Source organism: Methylobacterium oryzisoli, assembly GCF_046557895.1.
Classification (GTDB): Bacteria; Pseudomonadota; Alphaproteobacteria; order Rhizobiales; family Beijerinckiaceae; genus Methylobacterium; species Methylobacterium oryzisoli.
In genome coordinates, this window is the sequence record NZ_JBKIBX010000006.1 from 203,562 (window position 1) to 220,944 (window position 17,383).

General features: G+C 72.2%; 21 protein-coding genes. 12 read left to right on the top strand and 9 right to left on the bottom strand.

Going from position 1 to position 17,383, the window contains the following annotated elements; translation table 11 throughout:
* The first annotated feature begins 83 nt into the window (after positions 1–83).
* The 5 genes from ACKUB9_RS08805 (at position 84) to rnhA (ending at position 5,178) form a co-directional block, all read left to right on the top strand.
* Complete coding sequence (locus ACKUB9_RS08805; RefSeq protein WP_407520521.1) at positions 84–815, top strand: GntR family transcriptional regulator; 732 nt, start codon at positions 84–86, stop codon at positions 813–815.
* Between the two features lie 82 nt (positions 816–897).
* Positions 898–1,335 (top strand): cupin domain-containing protein, encoded by a 438-nt coding sequence (locus ACKUB9_RS08810; protein WP_407520519.1) that lies wholly within the window; start codon positions 898–900, stop codon positions 1,333–1,335.
* Positions 1,336–1,365: 30 nt separating this feature from the next.
* Entirely contained in the window at positions 1,366–2,145 is a 780-nt protein-coding gene (locus ACKUB9_RS08815; RefSeq protein WP_407520517.1) for an SDR family NAD(P)-dependent oxidoreductase, read from the top strand.
* Positions 2,146–2,305: 160 nt separating this feature from the next.
* Positions 2,306–4,399, top strand: coding sequence for a TonB-dependent receptor (locus ACKUB9_RS08820; protein ID WP_407520515.1), 2,094 nt, complete (start codon positions 2,306–2,308; stop codon positions 4,397–4,399).
* Between the two features lie 113 nt (positions 4,400–4,512).
* On the top strand, positions 4,513–5,178 hold the full coding sequence (gene rnhA, locus ACKUB9_RS08825; protein WP_407520513.1) for a ribonuclease HI: 666 nt from the start codon (positions 4,513–4,515) through the stop codon (positions 5,176–5,178).
* A 10-nt stretch (positions 5,179–5,188) separates the two neighbouring features.
* Here the strand turns inward: rnhA and ACKUB9_RS08830 are convergent, their stop codons facing one another.
* Positions 5,189–7,300, bottom strand: a complete 2,112-nt coding sequence (locus ACKUB9_RS08830; protein ID WP_407520511.1) for a transglycosylase domain-containing protein — start codon at positions 7,298–7,300, stop codon at positions 5,189–5,191.
* A gap of 382 nt (positions 7,301–7,682) precedes the next feature.
* Between ACKUB9_RS08830 and ACKUB9_RS08835 the strand changes: the two genes are divergently transcribed.
* The 3 genes from ACKUB9_RS08835 to ACKUB9_RS08845 all read left to right on the top strand — a co-directional run bounded on the left by ACKUB9_RS08835 (position 7,683) and on the right by ACKUB9_RS08845 (position 11,271).
* Positions 7,683–8,906, top strand: coding sequence for a hypothetical protein (locus ACKUB9_RS08835; protein ID WP_407520509.1), 1,224 nt, complete (start codon positions 7,683–7,685; stop codon positions 8,904–8,906).
* Positions 8,907–9,176: 270 nt separating this feature from the next.
* Complete coding sequence (locus tag ACKUB9_RS08840; protein WP_407520507.1) at positions 9,177–9,431, top strand: hypothetical protein; 255 nt, start codon at positions 9,177–9,179, stop codon at positions 9,429–9,431.
* 205 nt (positions 9,432–9,636) lie between these two features.
* Positions 9,637–11,271 carry an ABC1 kinase family protein gene (locus tag ACKUB9_RS08845; RefSeq protein WP_407520505.1) on the top strand — a complete coding sequence of 545 codons (1,635 nt, stop codon included), beginning with the start codon at positions 9,637–9,639 and terminating at the stop codon, positions 11,269–11,271.
* 56 nt (positions 11,272–11,327) lie between these two features.
* Here the strand turns inward: ACKUB9_RS08845 and ACKUB9_RS08850 are convergent, their stop codons facing one another.
* Positions 11,328–11,522 (bottom strand): hypothetical protein, encoded by a 195-nt coding sequence (locus ACKUB9_RS08850; protein ID WP_407520503.1) that lies wholly within the window; start codon positions 11,520–11,522, stop codon positions 11,328–11,330.
* Between the two features lie 501 nt (positions 11,523–12,023).
* Between ACKUB9_RS08850 and ACKUB9_RS08855 the strand changes: the two genes are divergently transcribed.
* Entirely contained in the window at positions 12,024–12,539 is a 516-nt protein-coding gene (locus tag ACKUB9_RS08855; RefSeq protein ID WP_407520501.1) for a cupin domain-containing protein, read from the top strand.
* A gap of 137 nt (positions 12,540–12,676) precedes the next feature.
* The gene (locus ACKUB9_RS08860; protein ID WP_407520499.1) at positions 12,677–13,036 is read left to right on the top strand and encodes a hypothetical protein; all 360 of its coding nucleotides are present in this window, start codon (positions 12,677–12,679) and stop codon (positions 13,034–13,036) included.
* Positions 13,037–13,042: 6 nt separating this feature from the next.
* Here the strand turns inward: ACKUB9_RS08860 and ACKUB9_RS08865 are convergent, their stop codons facing one another.
* From ACKUB9_RS08865 to ACKUB9_RS08885, 5 genes are all read right to left on the bottom strand, one after another.
* On the bottom strand, positions 13,043–13,441 hold the full coding sequence (locus ACKUB9_RS08865; RefSeq protein ID WP_407520497.1) for a cupin domain-containing protein: 399 nt from the start codon (positions 13,439–13,441) through the stop codon (positions 13,043–13,045).
* Between the two features lie 139 nt (positions 13,442–13,580).
* Positions 13,581–13,808 carry an AsnC family transcriptional regulator gene (locus ACKUB9_RS08870; protein WP_407520495.1) on the bottom strand — a complete coding sequence of 76 codons (228 nt, stop codon included), beginning with the start codon at positions 13,806–13,808 and terminating at the stop codon, positions 13,581–13,583.
* 269 nt (positions 13,809–14,077) lie between these two features.
* Positions 14,078–14,287, bottom strand: a complete 210-nt coding sequence (locus ACKUB9_RS08875; RefSeq protein ID WP_407520493.1) for a cold-shock protein — start codon at positions 14,285–14,287, stop codon at positions 14,078–14,080.
* A gap of 203 nt (positions 14,288–14,490) precedes the next feature.
* Positions 14,491–14,697, bottom strand: a complete 207-nt coding sequence (locus ACKUB9_RS08880) for a hypothetical protein (RefSeq protein WP_407520491.1) — start codon at positions 14,695–14,697, stop codon at positions 14,491–14,493.
* A 44-nt stretch (positions 14,698–14,741) separates the two neighbouring features.
* The gene (locus tag ACKUB9_RS08885; protein ID WP_407520489.1) at positions 14,742–15,062 is read right to left on the bottom strand and encodes a DUF6496 domain-containing protein; all 321 of its coding nucleotides are present in this window, start codon (positions 15,060–15,062) and stop codon (positions 14,742–14,744) included.
* Between the two features lie 156 nt (positions 15,063–15,218).
* Between ACKUB9_RS08885 and ACKUB9_RS08890 the strand changes: the two genes are divergently transcribed.
* The gene (locus tag ACKUB9_RS08890) at positions 15,219–15,605 is read left to right on the top strand and encodes a hypothetical protein (protein ID WP_407520487.1); all 387 of its coding nucleotides are present in this window, start codon (positions 15,219–15,221) and stop codon (positions 15,603–15,605) included.
* Positions 15,606–15,612: 7 nt separating this feature from the next.
* Here the strand turns inward: ACKUB9_RS08890 and ACKUB9_RS08895 are convergent, their stop codons facing one another.
* Positions 15,613–15,834 carry a hypothetical protein gene (locus ACKUB9_RS08895; protein ID WP_407520485.1) on the bottom strand — a complete coding sequence of 74 codons (222 nt, stop codon included), beginning with the start codon at positions 15,832–15,834 and terminating at the stop codon, positions 15,613–15,615.
* A gap of 132 nt (positions 15,835–15,966) precedes the next feature.
* Between ACKUB9_RS08895 and ACKUB9_RS08900 the strand changes: the two genes are divergently transcribed.
* Positions 15,967–16,530 (top strand): type 1 glutamine amidotransferase domain-containing protein, encoded by a 564-nt coding sequence (locus ACKUB9_RS08900; RefSeq protein WP_407520483.1) that lies wholly within the window; start codon positions 15,967–15,969, stop codon positions 16,528–16,530.
* A gap of 66 nt (positions 16,531–16,596) precedes the next feature.
* Here the strand turns inward: ACKUB9_RS08900 and ACKUB9_RS08905 are convergent.
* On the bottom strand, positions 16,597–17,383 hold a 787-nt coding region (locus ACKUB9_RS08905), incomplete at its 5' end, for a DNA translocase FtsK (protein WP_410825802.1).

The window sequence follows — 17,383 nt, forward strand, 5'->3', positions numbered from 1 at the left end:
CGACGGTGGTGACGGTCGCGGCGGGCCCTGCTATCAGGGCTCATGTAATTTGTTATAACACTCTTCCACCGAGACCGGCCCGCATGTCAAGTCGCTCCGCGCAGCCGAAAAGCCGGGACCCCGATCGTCAGGAGGCCGGACCGGCCGACTGGGTGCGCCCGCTCGTGCGGGAGAACCTGGGCGAGCGCGCCTACGCGGACCTGCGCGCCGCCCTGATGCGCGGGCAGTTGCGGCCGAAGGAGCGGCTGCGGCTGCGGCCGATGTCGGCGCGCTTCGGGATCAGCGCCACGCCGATGCGGGAGGCGCTGCTGCGCCTCGTCTCGGAAAAAGCGCTGGCGCTCGACGCCCGCGGCAGCGTGGTCGTGCCCTCGCTGACGCTGGCCGAACTCCTGGAGATCCGGGCGATCCGCATCGACCTCGAAGGCCGCGCCGCCGCCACCGCGGCCACGGCGGCGGCGATGGAGGAGATCGACGCGCTCGCGGGCATCCACGACGCCATCTCGACCTGCCACCGCACCCGCGATTTCGCGCGGGCGGTGAACCTCAACACCGAGTTCCACCTCGCCCTGTGCCGGCTCGGCCGCCTGCCGGTGCTCTACGACATTGTGGAAATGCTGTGGGTGCGCTGCGGGCCGATCCTGTCGCACCTCTACGACGGCGGGCTGCCGGACTGGGAGCCGCATCCCCACGTCCGGCTGATCGATGCCCTGCGCCGCCGGGACGCTGCGGAGGCCCGCGACGCGGTGCGCGAGGACATCGAGCGGGGCGGCCAGGGCCTGCTCGTCCATGTCCAGGCCGCCGCGGAGACGGCCTGAGCACCGAACGCAGTCGTTGTATCCGGGCGCGGCACAATCCACTCTGCCGTCCTGGCTTGGCCGCGCGCGGCCGGGAGGACCGATGGCCGAGACCGATCCCGCCCCGCCCGCCACCGGGCGGTTCGACATCATCGCGGAGGCGCTGGCGCTGCCGGCCACCGCCGACACGCTCCTCGTCGACACCTACCTCACCGACCGGGAGGCGGCGAGCGCGCGGGTCTTCCGCGTCTACCGGCCGACGCCGCCGCATTTCCACCGGGGCTCCGACGAGTACCTGTACGTGGTCTCGGGCCGGGGCACCTTCTGGCTCGGCGACCCCGCCACCGAGGCCGAGTTCGGGCCTGGGCAACTCCTGTTCTTCGAGCGCGGCACCGTCCACGCGCTGCCCACCATCCTGGCCGAGCCGCTGGTCTTCCTGTCGATCGACACCCCGCGCCGCGCGCCCACCGACATCGTGTTCGTGGATCCGGCCCAGGGCTCGCCCGAAACCTTCATGGCGCGCAACGCGCCCGGGCGTTAAGCGCTCCGGGTTGCCCTCGGAGGACGCCGCATGACCCAGGATGCCAGAACCGCCCTCGTGACCGGAGCCGCGCGCGGCATCGGGCTCGCCACCGCCGCGCTGATGCTCGCGGAGGGCTGGCGCGTCGCCCTGCTCGACATCGATCGCGAAGAACTCGCGCGCGCGGTCGCCGCGCTCGATGCGCCGGAGCGCACGCTCGCGCTGCCCTGCGACGTCTCGGAGGAGGCCGGGGTCGGAGCGGCTGTGGCGCAGACCACGGAGCGCTTCGGGCGGCTCGACGCCCTCGTCAACAATGCCGGCACCGCGGTGTTCAAGCCGCTCCTCGACACCACGCCCGAGGAATGGGCGCGGGTGCTCGCCGTCAACCTCACCGGCCCCTTCCTGTGCAGCCGGGCCGCCGCGCCGGTGATGGCGCGGACCGGCGGGGGCGCGATCGTCAACATCACGTCGATCTCGGGCCTGCGCGCCTCGACGCTGCGGGTCGCCTACGGCACCAGCAAGGCCGCGCTCGCGCACCTCACCAAGCAGCAGGCGGTGGAACTCGCGGGCCTGGGCATCCGGGTCAACGCGGTGGCGCCCGGCCCCGTCGACACGGCGATGGCCAAGGCTGTGCACAGCCCGGCGATCCGCGCCGACTACCACGCCGCGATCCCGCTCAACCGCTACGGCCTCGAAGAGGAACTGGCCCAGGCGATCGTCTTCCTGGCCGGGCCGCGCGCGTCCTACATCACCGGCCAGATCCTCGCGGTGGATGGCGGCTTCGACGCGGCGGGCATCGGCCTGCCGACCCTGCGCGGCGGCTCGGAGTGAGGGCCGGCACGGCCTTGCTGTTGTAACAACGTTACATGTTTGGGCGTTCGGCCGAGAACCGGCCGGCGCCCCTTGCGCGGGCGAGCCCGCTCCCGGCAATGGAATACTATAACATTGCGTGGAGCGGGCCGTGGAACGGACGGGACGACGGGTACGGGCGATGATCCTCCTGGCGGCCTGCGCCGCCGCGCCCGCCCGGGCGCAGGACGTGCGGCTCGACGAGATCACGGTCGCCTCGCCGAGCCCGATCGTGCCGCGCCCGCTCGCCCCGGGGACTGGCGGCCTGACCCCCGGCGTGCTGCCGGTGCTCACCGACACGTTTTCGCCGGTGACGATCGTCGGCCGCAGCGAGATCGTCCGCGAGCAGCCGCGGACGCTCGGCGACGCCCTGTTCGACCGGCCCGGCCTCTCGGCCACCACCTACGCGCCGGGCGCGGCGAGCCGGCCGATCATCCGCGGCCTCGACACTTCGCGCGTGCGCATCCAGGAAAACGGGATCGGCGTCCAGGACGTGTCGGACCTCGGCGAGGACCACGCGGTGCCGATCAACCCGCTGGTCAACGACCGCATCGAGGTGATCCGCGGCCCCGCGACCCTGCGCTACGGCAGCCAAGCGATCGGCGGCGTGGTCAGCGCCGAGAATCGCCGCATCCCGCGCTTCGTGCCGCCGAACGGCCTCACCGGCCAGGTGCTCGGGGGCTACGGTTCCGCGGAGAACGGCCGCAACGGGGCGGCGAGCGTCGAGGCGGGCGGCGAGACCGTGGTGTTCCACGCCGACGGCTTCCGCACGGCGCAGGACAGCTACCGCACGCCGCTCGGCATCCAGCGCAACTCCGCGGCCGAATCCCAGGGCGGCGCCGTGGGCATGTCTTACCTGTTCGAGCGCGGCTTCGTCGGCCTCGCCTTCAGCCATTTCGATGCGCTCTACCAGATCCCGGGCCGCGAGGCGGCGGAGCGGCGCACCCGCCTCGACCCGACGCAGGACAAGCTCCAGGCCCAGGGCGAGGTCCGCCCCCTCGACGGGCCGGTGGAGGCGATCCGCTTCTGGTTCGGCGGCTCGGTCTACAAGCACAACGAGATCGGGATCGGCGACGACGGCGTCGACGGCATCCAGGCGACCTTCAAGAACCGCGAGGCCGAGGGGCGGCTCGAACTCCAGCACGTGCCGGTGCAACTGCCCTTCGGCACGCTCACCGGGGCGCTCGGCCTCCAGGCGGACAGGCGCGTGCTCGGCACCTCGGGCGAGGCGAACACGCTGCTGGCGCCGACCGATTCGCGCACCAACGCCCTCTACCTGTTCGAGGAACTCGCTCTCGGCCAGGGCCTGCGCCTCCAGGCGGCCGGCCGCATCGAGGGGGCGCGCTCCACCGGCACCGCGACCCAGTTTCCCGGCGACTTCCTGCCCGTCGAGGGCGAAGACCCGCTCTCCTACGGCCGGCGCCGCCGTTTCGCGCCCAAGAGCGTCAGCGTCGGCGCCCTGCAGGAGCTGCCCTTCGGCTTCGTCGGCAGCGTCAACCTCAGCTACGTCGAGCGCGCGCCCTCCGCCTTCGAGCTCTATTCGCGCGGGCCGCACGACGCGACCGGCACCTTCGAGATCGGCGATCCGAACCTGAAGAAGGAGCGCGCGCGCAGCGTCGAGGTGAGCCTGCGCCGCGCCCTCGGCCCGTTCCGGTTCGAGGCGACGGGCTACCACACCCGCTACACCGGCTTCATCTACAAGCGCCTGACGGGCGTGCGCTGCGACGACGATTTTGCGACCTGCGGCGGCGGCGACGAACTCGATCAGGTGGTCTACTCGCAGCAGAACGCGACCTTCCACGGGGCGGAGATCGCGGCCCAGCTCGATCTGCTGCCGGTGGGGACGGGCTTCGCCGGCATCGAGGCGCAGTACGACTACGTCCGGGCGACCTTCGACGACGGCACCTTCGTGCCGCGCATCCCGCCGCACCGGGTCGGCGGCGGCGTCTTCCTGCGGGCGGAGGGATGGCTCGCGCGCCTCAACCTCCTGCACGCCTTCGCGCAGACGCAGACCTCGCCCTTCGAGACCCCGACGCCCGGCTACGACAACCTGCGGGCCGAGATCAGCTACACCAAGCCGCTCGACCGCGCGGCGACCGGCTGGAGCGAGGTGACGTTCGGCCTCTACGGCAGCAATCTCCTCGACGACGTGATCCGCAACGCCGCCTCCTTCCGGAAGGACGAGGTGGCGCTGCCGGGGCGCAGCCTGCGCCTGTTCGTGAACGCGCGGTTCTGAGCCGGACGCGCTTCGTTCAGGAATCGGTGCGAGGGTTGCGCGCCCCGCGGTTGCGGCGCGGCCCGGATGGCGGCAGGCAAGGGTCTGCCACGTCCGCCTCACGAGGAGACCCCATGCGAACCATCGTCTACGCCGACGGCGGCTGCGATCCCAATCCCGGCCCGGGGGGCTGGGGCGTCGTCATCCTGGCGCCCGAGGGACCGATCGAGCTGTGCGGCGGCGAGCGCGCCAGCACCAACAACCGCATGGAGCTGACGGCGGCGATCCGGGCGCTCGAGCATTTTTCCGAGGGCGCGGCGATCGAGATGCGCTGCGACAGCCAGTACGTGGTGAAGTCCGTCACCGAGTGGATGCGGGGCTGGAAGGCGAAGGGCTGGCGCACCACCACCGGCGAGGTGAAGAACATCGACCTGATGCAGCGGCTCGACGCCCTCGCGGCGGCGCGCGACGTGCGCTGGGTCTGGGTGCGGGGCCACGCGGGGGAGGAGGGCAACGAGCGCGCCGACCGGCTGGCCACCGAGGGCCGGCGGCAGGCGCTGGGCCTTCTGCCCGCGAGCCCGCGCCCCGCGCCGGTCCCGGCGCCCGCGCCCGACAAGCCGCGCACCGGCATCGCCATCGACGGCGCCCTCGGGCTCCAGCTCAGCCGCGCGGCCAAGCAGGCGGGCCTCACGCCGCAGGCCTACGTCGAGGAGGCGGTCCGCCTCGCCCTCGATCTCGGCCCCGAGGGCCTCGCCCGCGCCCGGGCGGAGGCCCGCCAGCGCAAGGCGCCGGCGGCGTAGGCCTGCGCGCTCAGTTCTGCCAAACCCCGGCCTGCCGCGCCTTCGCGCTCGCCTCCGCCGCCTGGAGGTCCGGGGGCGCGTTGGGCGCGGCCTTGCCGGCGCCGTTGAACAGCACGACCTCGGAAAGATCCTGCGCGCCCGCGCGGCAGCGGTAGACGTCCGCCTCGCCGGCCGGATCGCACTCGACCTCGCGCTTGCGCAGGTACTGGCGGAACTCGCGGGCGACCCGGCCGCCCTGGCCCTCGACCCCGACCAGGCGGATGGTCTGGCCGTCGATGCGCAGGCGGCCGGTGTCGATCACCCGGGCCGTGCCGCGCAGGAGCGGCGGGGCCGCGGCCTTGCCCTCCGGCGATTGCCACGCGCCGCGCGGGCCGGCGGTCTCTCGCGCGGCGGCATCGCGGGTGCCGGCCTCGCGCGCGCTCTCGCGGGCGGGCGGCTCGGGGGGCGTCGGGCGGGCCTTGGCGACCTGGGCGGAAAAATCCTGCCAGATCGCCTCGGGGGCGTCGCCGGCGCTGCCCTCGGGCGTGCGCTCGTCCTCGCCCGAGAACCACACGCCGACCGTCATGTCGCCGATCGCCGCGACGTAAAAGCCGTCCCGCGCGCCGGGCGGTCCGTCGCCCTCGGGCGGGCGGGCCAGGGCGGCGAGCAGGCCGTAGGCCCGCATCCGCAGGGCGGCCGGTGAGAGCGTGGGCGCGCGCAGGCGGTCGAAGACCGGCCGCCCATCGCGCTGGATGCGGCGCAGGCTCACTTGGGCACTCGCGCGTCCGGCCTCGTCGGCCGCGAGCGGGCTTCCGGTGCCGAAAACCGCCAGGACGGCGCCGTCCTGACCCAGCGCGACGAGGGCCGCGCGGGCGCCGCGGCGGCGGGCGTTCGCATCGAGGCGGCGCTCGACCGCCTTCTCGGCCATGCCCTGGAGGCCGCGGTCGAGGGAGGTGCGCAGGGTGGCCTCGCGGAATCCCCCGCCGAGCCGGTCGTGGGCGGCGGCCGCCGCGAGGTCGGGCAGGCCGCTGCGCGTGGCGGGCGTCGCGCCCGGCAGCGCCAGCCCGGCCAATGCCCGGCCCGCCTCGTCGGCCTGCGCGCGCGAGAGGGCGCCGGTCATCACCATGCCGTCGAGCACCCGCCGGGCGCGGGCGCGGGCGGCGTCGAGATCGCGGTCGGCCCGCAGGTCGGCGGGCGGCAGGGTGAGGCCGGCGAGCAGCGCGGCCTCGGCGGCCGAGAGATCGCGCGCCTCCTTGCCCAGCACCCGGCGCGCGGCGGCGTCGAGCCCGACGAGGTCCGGTCCGAACGACGCGGTGTTGAGGGAGCGGGTCAGGATCGCGTCCTTGGAGGCGCGGGCTTCGAGCCACAGCACCAGCATGGCCTCCTGCACGGAGGGCACGAAGCCGCGCTCGCCCGCCAGGAGGTTGCGGCGCACGAGGAGCTGGGTCAGGCGGGCGCTGCCGTCGCGCAGTCCTGCCCCGACCGTCTCCCGGAAGGCCCCCCGCACCACGCTGAAGATCCCGGTCGCGTCGAGCGCCCGGACATCCTCGAACCAGGGGTCCTGCGCGGCGATGAGCGCCCGCTTCATCACCGGGGCGATGTCGCCGGGCGCGAGCGCCCGTCCGCGCATATCTCCGCGCAGCGCCAGGGTCTCGCCGTCCTGGGCCTGCACCGTCACCGGGGACGCCGTGGGCGGCTTGTCCGCGAGCGAGGGCAGCGTCGCGGCGCACCACGCCAGGATCGCCAGGACGAGACCGATCGTCAGCAGGAGAGCCGCGAGGGAGAGGCGGCCCCAGGGCACGCGGGAGGCCGCCTCGGCGGCACGCTGCCAGCGGTTCGAGGCCTCGCGCGTCATCGGGTGCGAACCGATGCGTCCGCCGACCCGCTCGGCCGCGGAGCGGAGCGGGGCGATGCGCGCCGCGAGGGCCGGCTGCCAATGTCCGCCGAGCGAGGACCGGGTCCGGCCCGCGCTCTGGCGCAGGCGATCGGCCCAGGGATTGGCGGCGAACCGGCCCGTGGCGGTCGTGCCGCCCGTCGTGGGCGTCCCGCCTACAGCGGGCGTCGAGCCGAGATTCAGCCAGTCCCGCCCGGACGGAGGCGTCCGTCCCGACTCGGAGGGCGCGCGCCTTGCACCGTCGGGCATCGTCCTGGGCCTCTCCGCCGTCCTGCCCTCCGCCGCCATGATCCGCCTGTCACTCTGCCTCGGGTGCCGCCGCGCGCACGCGGTCGCGCGGACACGCCCGCGGTAGCGGCCCGCAGAAACGCCGCCCGCGCCGGACGGTTCCGGATCGATGCCCCCCGAAGCCGCGGATGGCCGGCGAGAGTGTCCAAGGGGGATCGACGCGCCCGCCTGTCATTCCGCGTGGCCGGGCGGCGGAAAGGCGTGTGCAATGCACAACAGCCGAGATGTCCAGCTTGACTGTTAAGACCAGGCTCATGGGCCGCTCATGCCGCGGAACGATTATTCCAACTCGACGTTTCGATGCCACCTTCAGCGTGGAGATCCAATCATGACGAGAACATCCATGGGACGTTTGGGCGTTGGTCTGGCGGCGCTGCTGATCAGCACGTCGGTGTTCGCGCAGAGCGGCGGCGGCGGCGGCGGTGCCGGCGGGGCCGGATCGCCGGGCGGCGCGTCGATGGGCGCCTCGGGCGGGTCGTCCGGCGGTCGCGGCGGCGAGATGGGCGGAGCCTCCGCGAGCCGCGGCGGCGAGATGGGCGCCCGGGGCGAGCAGAGCGCGCGCGGCGAGCGCGGCATGCGCGAGGGCCAGGGCGGTCGGGAGCAGCAGGAGGCCAGCCAGGGCCGCAACCGCGGGCAGGAGATGGGCGCGCGCGAAGGGCGCGACGAGGCCCGCGGCGGCCGCGAGGCCGGCATGGGCGAGCGCGACCGCGACGCCCGCCGGGCGGGCCGCGACGAGATGCGCGAGCAGCGCGGCGACCGGGCCGAGCGCTTCGACCGGACGCGCGACGAGCGCAGCGTGCGCACGAGCAGCCGTGAGGAGCGGGTCTCGGTCGGCACGGGCGGCCGCCGCATGGTGACGATCAGCGGCCAGCGCGTGGTGTACGGCTCGCCCGAGTACCGTCGCCTCGTGGTCGTCGAGCAGCGCCAGAAGCGCGGCTACCGCGCGGGCGGCACCGAGTTCGTGGTGATCCAGGGTCGGCGCGTGCGCGTGGGCTCGCCCGAGTACCGCCGCCTCGTGATCCGCGAGAAGAGCGGCCCGGCCCGCTACGTCGTGGTGCGCGGCCAGCGCGTCCTCTACAACTCGCCCGAGTATCGCCGCCTCATCGTGTCCGAGCGGTCGAGCGTGACGGGCAGCGTCGGCGTGCGGGGCGAGCGTGTGCGCGACCGCGTCGACGTGCGCAGCAGCGAGCGGACCTCCACCTCGGTGCGCGATCGCCGCGACGAGGCCCGCACCGACCGCCGGGAGGACACCCGCAGCACCGCGGAGCGGAACCGCGGCGAGCAGCGGACGGGCCAGGACCGCATGAGCCAAGACCGCATGAGCCAGGACCGCAACACGCAGGATCGCATGGGCGGCCAGCAGCGCGGTGAGCAGGCCCAGGGCGGCACGCGCGAGCGCGGCGGCAACCAGGGCGGCATGGGCCAGAATGCCGGCCAGGGCCGCGGCGCCTCGCCCGAGACCACCGGCAGCACCGGCCGCGGTGCGGGCGGCGGCATGGGCGGCGGCATGGGTGGTTCCTCGGGCGGCTCGTCGGGCGGGCAGGGCGCCTCGGGCGCTCGCCAGTAACCTGCCTCGGCCGGCCGGAGGCCCCGTCCTCCGCGGCCGGCCGATCGGGTTCCATCCTGGCCGTCGGTGCGCGGCGGCATGGTCTTGGAGGCTGGTGTCTTGAAGGCCGGAACCCTTCTCCCACGCGGGAGAGGGGTTTTTCATGGCTTGATTGTCCCGATCGGGCGCCCTCATCTGGCGGTCGGTCGACCACGGCACGGCGGTCCGCCCCCGGGCTCGTTCCGGCGCGCGGCAGGACCGCCGGCGGGGGGTGCCGCGAGGGAGAGGGGCATGAAGGGAGTGCGCGGCTTGGCGGGCCTGCCCGAATTCGCAAGCGACGCCGAGATCGCGGTGGCGCTCGTCGGCAAGGCGCGGGCGGCGGAGGCCGAGGCGCTGTTTCCCGCGCTCGAAGCCTCCGGCTTCCCCCACGTCGATCCCCGCTTCAACGCCCGCTACGTGCCGGCGGTGCGCCGCTTCTTCGACGTCGAGTATGGGCTGGCGGCGGCACCCGGGGAGACGGTGCCGCCGATGCGCCGCAGGCTCTGACCGCGGCCCGATCGTCCGAACGCATCTTTCCTGGCGCAACTTGCGTCGCCCAAGTAAAGCCGCGTTGCGCCGGTAGTCGGCGGGGCGATCAGGCTGCGCCGCGGCCGGACCTTGCGCCGCGCCGTGCTCTCGGGCCGGGGCCTTGCATCCGCGGCCGGACCCTGGGATTCGACAGTCACGGCAGCCGGGTTGAGCCGACGCACAGATGCTGAAAACCGCCTTCGTCGCCGCGCGCGACCGCCAGCGCCTCCAGGAGATCGCCGGCATCCTGATCGGGTTCGGCGTGAACCAGGTCGTCGACCGCCTCGGCCTGCGGGCGATCCCGCGGCTGTCCTGGCGCAGCACGCCGGCGGTCGACGTGACCCGCTTGTCGCAGCCCGAACGCATGCGCCGGGCGATCGAGGCGCTGGGGCCGACCTTCGTCAAGATCGGGCAGGTGATGGCGAGCCGCGCCGACCTGCTGACCCCGCAATGGACCGAGGAACTCGGTAAGCTGCACGACCGCGTCGCCCCGGTGCCGTGGGACGTGATCCGCCCGCAGCTCGAAGCCGATCTCGGGGCGCCCCCGAGCGAGATTTTTTCGGAGTTCGACACCAACCCGCTCGCCTCCGCGTCCATCGCCCAGGTCTACCGGGCGCGGCTGGAGAGCGGCGAGGAGGTGATCGTCAAGGTGCGCCGGCCGGGCGTGCAGAAGATCATCGAGGCGGACCTGCGCCTGCTCTCCCACGCCGCCCGCATCGTCGAGAGCGAGTGGCCCGAGATGGTGCGCTACCGGCCGCACGAGCAGATGCGCCACATCGCCAACGGGCTGCGCGAGGAACTCGACCTCCTCAACGAGGCGCGCAACTGCGAGTTGCTGGCGGGGCTGTTCGCCGACCGCGACGACATCGTCTTCCCGAAGATCTACTGGGACTGGACCTCCGAGCGCGTGCTCGTGCAGGAGTTCATCCACGGCGTGCCGCCCACCGACATCAAGCGGCTGGAGGAGGTGGGCCTCGACCGCGTGATCCTGGCCCAGCGCGGCACCGACGCCTTCCTGCACATGTCGCTGATCGAGGGCATCTTCCACGCCGACCCGCATCCCGGCAACCTGCTGGCGATGCCCGGCAACCGGCTCGCCTTCGTGGATTTCGGCATCGTCGGGCGGCTGTCGCAGCGGCGGCGCGCCCAGCTCCTGATCCTGATCGGAGCGATGCTGAAGGAGGATGCGGACGGGCTGATGGCCGTGCTGCTCGACTGGACCGGCGGCAGCAATCCCGACCTCACGCGCCTGGAGGCCGCCTCGCAGGCCTTCGTGACGCGCCACAACGGCACGACCCTCAATCTCGGCCTCGTGCTCACCGACTTCATGACCATGGCGCGCGAGAACGACCTCGCCATGCCGACCGACCTCGCCATCCTGTTCAAGGGGCTGGTGACGGCCGACGGGGTGATGCGCCAGCTCGATCCGAACTTCGACCTCTTCGCCGCGGCCGGCCCCACGGTGCGCCGCACGATGCGCACCCGCTTCTCGATGAAGGAGGTCAAGACCCGCTTCGAAGGGCTCGCCGCCGGGCTCTACGGCGCGGCCTCGGAACTGCCGACCCTGGTCCACCTGATGCTGGTGCGCCTCAAGCAGGGGCGGGTGACGGTCGAGATCGAACTCAAGGGCATGGACAAGCTGACCCGCGGCATCGAGCGGGCGGCGGCGCGAGTGGCGGTGGGGCTGGTCGTGGCCGCCTTCGCGACGCAGCTCGCCCCGAAGCTGATGGAGCACGGCACCCCGGCCTTCGCCACCATCGGCATCCTGGTGCTCACCATCGGGATCGGCTGGATCCTGCTGCTGGCGCGCAACCGCTGATCATGGGTGCCGCGGCCCATTCGGGAGCCGCGGCATCTCTCGTTCCAGCGTAGGCCTCAGTGCCGCCGCGGGCGGCTGCGCGTCTCGCGCAGCTCGCGGGCGGCGCGGGTGGCGTGGCGGGGGCTGCGGAAGATGTGCCCCTCCAACCGATAAAAATCCGGATGGGCGGCGAAGAACCGGTAGCCCCGGTCCTCCGGGACGACGATGCCGGCGGAGGTCTCGTCGACCTCGACGATGCGGGCTGACTGCATGGCGTGCCTGATCCTCTGGGCCGCCGCCTGGACGGCCGGGTGCGGTCGAACGGGGATGTCTGCGAGGGGTGTCGGGCGGTCTCAGCAGCCGGCGCGACAGCAGTCACGCACGCTCACGGGCATTCGCCGGGCCTGACGGACTCGTCTGGGGTCGGGCTGCATCGCAGCATCTCCGGTGACGCAAGAGGCCGGAACCCTGAGGCCGGCATCGCGGGGCGCCCCCGCCGCGGCGGTGCCGTGGGATCGGGTGCCAGGACAGGATCGGGGCCGCACCGCCCTGTGTCAACCGGAATGTTCTTTCTATAGAACAGTTTCAGAGAGAAGGCTGGCCTCCCCGCGCGCTGTACGGCGAAAGGAACGCTGCACTTCCCTCGACTTATCTCGCCAGAACCGGCCTTCCCGACCAACGCCGTTCTCTTTAACGAACGATAGCGAGGCTCCCCCTGGCGTGCCGGGGCGGGCTGGCGCAGAATGGCCGCCGGCTTCCGGGGAGAGCAGGGCATGTCGGGCGAGGCGCACGAACATCCGCAAGAGCACCAGCACGGGCACGACGAGGAGGGCGCGCGCTGGAAGCACGACGGGGTCCGGGTCATCACCGGCGACCGGCTCGATCCCAACACGGCCCAGACGCCCGGCATGTTCCGGCAGGCGGCGATCAACCACGCCCGGGTGGGCGCGCAGAGGATCTGGGCCGGGACCGTGGCGATCCAGCCCGATGCCAAGACCGGGGTGCACCATCACGGCGCCCTGGAGAGCGTGATCTACGTGGTGCGCGGGCGGGCGCGCATGCGCTGGGGCGAGCGGCTGGAATTCACCGCGGAGGCCGGGCCGGGGGATTTCATCTACGTGCCTCCTTACGTGCCGCACCAGGAGATCAACGCCTCGCCGGACGAGCCGCTGGAATGCGTGCTGGTGCGCTCGGACAACGAGGCCGTGGTGGTCAACCTGCCGCATGTCGAACCGGTCGAGCCGCCCGAGACGGTCTACTGGGTCGACCCCATCCACCGCCATCCTTGACCAGCGCAGACGGGCGAGGTGTGTCCTCTCTGCCAGTCACTTCCAATTGATAACGAATCCTGCCCCAGTCCGGATCGGGTTAACACTTCGTTTACCGCGCGGCGCGACCTTCACGGGCATCAACCCTCAGGTGCGCCATGGTGCTGACGAAGACCGGATCCCAGACGATCGACGAGTCCGACTGCCCCGTGCCGCTGGCCACGCTGGGTGCGCTCTACCGGGGTGATTCCGAGACGGTCGACACGATCGTCGCCGGCATCCCGGACCGCACCCGGGCGCGGCTCGCGGCCTACCTGTACGGCAAGAGCCATACGCACGAGATCGGCCTGCGGGTCGCCGCGACCTGCGCGGAGACGGATCTGGTGCAGGTGGCGGGCGTGGCCGGAGCGGTGCTCTACGCCCAGTCGCGCAGCCGGACCGCGCGCCCCGCCGAGCGCCTCAGCCCGGTCGGGCGGCGCATCAGCCTCGCCGGCTCGATGAGCAGCCGCCACGCCTGAGCGGGCTCACGCGGGTGAGGCGAGCGGCTTGTCCTTCTCCACCGTGTAGGTGATGGCGAGCTTGGTGGTGGCGGACCGGTTGCGCGCCGAGTGGATGGCGCCGGTCGGGACGAGGTAGCCCTCGCCCGCCTTGACGGTGCGGTCCGGCAGGCCGTCGACGCTCAGGTCGAACGCGCCCTCCGTGACGATGGCGGCTTCGACGCCCGGATGCGTGTGCCGCGCGATGACGGCCTCCGGCGCCAGCTCGACGGCAGCGAGGATCGACACGAACTTGCCGTCCGGCAGATCGGCCTTGCCGATGATGGTGCGGGTGATGCCGCCCTGCTGGGCCGAGACCGCAGTGGCGGTCGCTCCGGCCGTGAGCGTGCACAGCACGCACCCCGCGAAACCGCGCCTCGTCAGCATGGCCGTCCTCTCCCCGCTGGTTTCGGGGGAGCTTAGCCGCCCGCGAGGCGCGATCAAGATGGCGCAGGGGTCCCGACAAAGCAAAGGCGGGCCGGCACCTGGTGCCGCCCGCCTCGATCGCGGCTCTGGCTCGCCGCCGTCAGTGCGCTTCGCGCAGGGCCACCGCGTTCGGCGCGAGGCCGAAGCGATCGGCCAAGTGCCACTGCAATTCGCGCGACGAGTGGTAGCCGTAGCTCCTGTCGATGAGATGGCTCACGTCGGTCGGGCCTTCGCCCGCACCGAAGCGGCTGATCTGGTCGACATGGAAGGTCGTGCCGTCATTGAAGACGGTCGGGGCGCCGGAGCGCCGGGTGAACTCGAACAACATGCCTTTTCTTCTATCCTTGCGACGCTCCCATTTTAGGGCGCGTCTGTGACGTTTTGATGCGAAGGGGCGGCAGGGCCGATCCTCCGGTGCGGTCCGCAGAGCCGTCGTGACGGCCTCCGGTTGCCCGCCTCCTGCCAGGAGGCATCGAGAATGCCTCCCGGTGGGAGTGCCGATCCGCCGCCACGCCGCGGGCGCTCAAGGCCCTGACGTGGCGTCGACGGACGGCGGTCTGCGACGGCACCGGGCCTGAACGGCCCGGGCCGCGGACGTCATTCCGCCTGAAGGTTGCCGGCCGAGGTCTTGCCGCTGCGCTTGTCGGTCTGCAGCTCGTAGGAGATCTTCTGACCTTCCACGAGGCCGCGCAGTCCGGCCCGCTCCACCGCCGAGATGTGGACGAAGACGTCCTTGCCGCCATCATCCGGCTGAATGAAGCCGTAGCCCTTCTGGTCGTTAAACCACTTGACAGTACCAGTATTCAAAAGCGTAGTCCTCGTCTCGTGCAGAAAATCCCCGACCGGAGCGGCCTGGCGGGCCGGTTGGCACGTCAGAGACTGCGGTGGGGATCGGGCGACCCGGAGAACGGTGGCGCCTGAGGCGCGTGTGGCCGGGTCCTGCCGCCTCACACCATGTAGGGTGGGTATGAGGCCGCAACAAGGCCGTGTGGTCCCCGGGCCGGCGCAGATCAGGGATTGGTGCGTCCGCGCTGGTTCGGATCGACCCCGCCCTCGCGCGTGACGTCGTTCTCCACGTCGCCCTCGAAGGTGTTGGCACCCGCGATGTCCTCGGGGTCGCCGCCCGAGCGCGTCATGCCCTTGCTGGTGCCGATGCCGGGATTGCCCTTCAGGTCGGCGTCGGTCGGCGTGGTGGTCTTCGGCTGCTTCGAACTCATGCGCTGCCTCTTTGTCGGGACTCTCGCCGGGAGAGGGAGCCCGCTCAACGGTTGAGAGCCTGCTCCAGTTCTCCCCGGCTCATGCGCGAGCGGCCCGGGATGTTCCGGCGCTTCGCTTCCGCGTAGAGCGCGGCGCGCGTCGCTTCCGCGCGGGTCTCGCGCTCCTTGCTGCGAGTGCGGCGGAAGGTGGCGCGGTTCTGCGCGGGCGTTTCCTGGTTCGAGGCGCCGGCCTCGCGCAGCGCGATGGCGATCGCCTGCTTGGGATTCGTCACGGGTTCGCCGTTGCGCTGGTCGAGATCGCCTTCCTTGTAGGCGTGCATCACGCGGGCGATCGTGGATTTCTGCGCGTCGGTGGTGCGGGCCATGACCCTCTCCGGGGATGCGGGCGCGGTCCTCGCGGCCGCTTCGCTCCCCCCGTCAACGCTCCGATGTGCGGACCGTTCGGGTGCCATACGCAACCTTGCCTGTCGCATCCGTGCCGCTCTCCCCATATAGGAGCCAAGAACAGACGGTCGGATTGCATGGCGGGTATCTCGGTCTCCCTCGAAGGCGGCAACATCCAACTCTCGTTCCAGAAGGACGATCAGGCGACCGCGGTGGTGATGGACGCCCGGGCGGCCCGTGCCCTGGTGCGCGCGGTCGGCCAATTGCTCACCGCCATCGACGAAGGCGAGGAGCCCGACGCGGACGACTTCGACGAGGAGAGCGTCGCCATGCTGGACGTGACCTCGTCGGTGATCGAGGTCGGCACCGACGAGAGCGGTCAGGCCGTCGTCGCCCTGCAGGCCGGGGCTCTGCCGCCCTTCCAGCTGCGCCTCACGGATGAGGAGGCGCGTCACGTCGCCACCAGCCTCAACCAGATCCTGAGCGCGCCGCGCGACGTGCGCACGTCGCACGGCGGCCACTGAAAACCCCTCAGAAGCGCGTTCCGGGGTTGGTCGGTCCGCCCGGCAGGTAGTCGGGCTCGGAGCCGGGTCCCTTGGGGTCGCTGACGCCCGGATCGTTCACCGGGTAGGGCGTGCGCGGTCCGGTCGGGCCGGTATCCGGCAGGTCGTCCGGCCCCGGGGGAGGGGGGACGTCGCCCGGGATGATGCCGCCCGGATTCGGGTCGGGATTGGGCATGCCGGGATTGGCCATGCTCGTGCCTCCTCTCGTTGCGGGCTGTCGAGGACAACCGGACCGCGCCGGAGCGGTTCCGGCAGCGGTTTCCGATGGGAACAGGCACGAAGGTGCCCGGTTGCCCCGGATCCCAGCATCGCGGAGACCCCCATGCCCGACATCAAGGCGGCGAAGATCCTCATCATGGCGACGGACGGCTTCGAGCAATCCGAGCTGGAGGTGCCGAAGGCCAAGCTCACCGAGGCCGGAGCCCAGGTGACGGTGGCGGCCCCCACGTCGCGCCAGGCCCCTGACTCGATCCGCGGCTGGGACAAGACGGATTGGGGCCGGCCGGTGAGCGTCGATGCCGACATCGAAGACATCGATGCGAACGCCTATGACGCGCTCGTGCTGCCCGGCGGTCAGATCAACCCGGACAAGCTGCGGCTCGAACCGAAGGCCCTCGACGTGCTGCGCAGCTTCCTCGGCAGCGGGAAGGTCGTGGCGGCGATCTGCCACGCGCCCTGGCTGCTGGTGGAGGTCGGCGCCGCCAAGGGGCGCAAGATGACCTCCTACGCCTCGATCAAGACCGATGTCGTCAATGCCGGCGCCGAGTGGCGAGACGAGGCGGTGGTCACCGACAAGGGCATCATCACCAGCCGCAATCCCGGCGACCTCGACGCCTTCTCGGCCAAGATCATCGAGGAGGTGAGGGAGGGCCGGCACGACCGCTGAGCCTCGCGCCCGGCCCCGCAGCGAGGCGGCCGGATCGGAAGCGGGCCGGCCCGGCGCCGGCCCGCGCTACGCGTCGTGCCCTTCGGGCTCGACCAGGATCTCGCGCTTGCCGGCGTGGTTGGCGGGACCGACGATGCCCTCGCGCTCCATCCGCTCCATCAGCGAGGCCGCCCGGTTGTAGCCGATCTGCAGCCGCCGCTGGATGTAGCTCGTCGACGCCTTCTTGTCCCGCAGCACCACCGCCACCGCCTGCTCGTAGAGGTCGCCGCTCTCAGCCCCGGCCCCCGGATCGAAACCGCCGCCCTCGCCCTGGGAGGCGGTCTCCTCGCCGTCCTCGGTGGTGATCGCGTCGAGATAGGCGGGCCGGCCCTGCCGCTTGAGATGGGCCACGACCGCCTCGACCTCGTCGTCCGAGCAGAACGGGCCGTGCACGCGCGTGGTGCGCCCGCCGCCGGCCATGAACAGCATGTCGCCCTGGCCCAGCAGCTGCTCGGCCCCCATCTCGCCGAGAATCGTCCGCGAGTCGATCTTGCTCGTCACCTGGAAGGAGATCCGGGTCGGGAAGTTCGCCTTGATCGTGCCGGTGATCACGTCCACCGAGGGACGCTGCGTCGCCATGATCAGGTGGATGCCCGCCGCGCGGGCCATCTGCGCCAGGCGCTGGATCGCCCCCTCGATGTCCTTGCCGGCCACCATCATCAGGTCGGCCATCTCGTCCACGATGATCACGATGTACGGCAGGGCCGTGAGGTCCATCACCTCGTCCTCGTACACCGCCTCCCCCGTCTCCCGGTCGAACCCCGTCTGCACGGTGCGGATGATCACCTCGTCCCGCTCGCGCGCCTCCGCCACC

Coding starts and splice junctions, on each gene's coding strand:
- ACKUB9_RS08835 (WP_407520509.1), top strand. CDS start 7,683: ATGGGACGTTTGGGCGTTGGTCTGGCGGCGCTGCTGATCAGCACGTCG.
- ACKUB9_RS08850 (WP_407520503.1), bottom strand. CDS start 11,522: ATGCAGTCAGCCCGCATCGTCGAGGTCGACGAGACCTCCGCCGGCATC.
- rnhA (WP_407520513.1), top strand. CDS start 4,513: ATGCGAACCATCGTCTACGCCGACGGCGGCTGCGATCCCAATCCCGGC.
- ACKUB9_RS08885 (WP_407520489.1), bottom strand. CDS start 15,062: ATGGCCCGCACCACCGACGCGCAGAAATCCACGATCGCCCGCGTGATG.
- ACKUB9_RS08865 (WP_407520497.1), bottom strand. CDS start 13,441: ATGCTGACGAGGCGCGGTTTCGCGGGGTGCGTGCTGTGCACGCTCACG.
- ACKUB9_RS08895 (WP_407520485.1), bottom strand. CDS start 15,834: ATGGCCAATCCCGGCATGCCCAATCCCGACCCGAATCCGGGCGGCATC.
- ACKUB9_RS08870 (WP_407520495.1), bottom strand. CDS start 13,808: ATGTTGTTCGAGTTCACCCGGCGCTCCGGCGCCCCGACCGTCTTCAAT.
- ACKUB9_RS08880 (WP_407520491.1), bottom strand. CDS start 14,697: ATGAGTTCGAAGCAGCCGAAGACCACCACGCCGACCGACGCCGACCTG.
- ACKUB9_RS08820 (WP_407520515.1), top strand. CDS start 2,306: ATGATCCTCCTGGCGGCCTGCGCCGCCGCGCCCGCCCGGGCGCAGGAC.
- ACKUB9_RS08860 (WP_407520499.1), top strand. CDS start 12,677: ATGGTGCTGACGAAGACCGGATCCCAGACGATCGACGAGTCCGACTGC.
- ACKUB9_RS08900 (WP_407520483.1), top strand. CDS start 15,967: ATGCCCGACATCAAGGCGGCGAAGATCCTCATCATGGCGACGGACGGC.
- ACKUB9_RS08805 (WP_407520521.1), top strand. CDS start 84: ATGTCAAGTCGCTCCGCGCAGCCGAAAAGCCGGGACCCCGATCGTCAG.
- ACKUB9_RS08845 (WP_407520505.1), top strand. CDS start 9,637: ATGCTGAAAACCGCCTTCGTCGCCGCGCGCGACCGCCAGCGCCTCCAG.
- ACKUB9_RS08815 (WP_407520517.1), top strand. CDS start 1,366: ATGACCCAGGATGCCAGAACCGCCCTCGTGACCGGAGCCGCGCGCGGC.
- ACKUB9_RS08830 (WP_407520511.1), bottom strand. CDS start 7,300: ATGCCCGACGGTGCAAGGCGCGCGCCCTCCGAGTCGGGACGGACGCCT.
- ACKUB9_RS08855 (WP_407520501.1), top strand. CDS start 12,024: ATGTCGGGCGAGGCGCACGAACATCCGCAAGAGCACCAGCACGGGCAC.
- ACKUB9_RS08840 (WP_407520507.1), top strand. CDS start 9,177: ATGAAGGGAGTGCGCGGCTTGGCGGGCCTGCCCGAATTCGCAAGCGAC.
- ACKUB9_RS08890 (WP_407520487.1), top strand. CDS start 15,219: ATGGCGGGTATCTCGGTCTCCCTCGAAGGCGGCAACATCCAACTCTCG.
- ACKUB9_RS08810 (WP_407520519.1), top strand. CDS start 898: ATGGCCGAGACCGATCCCGCCCCGCCCGCCACCGGGCGGTTCGACATC.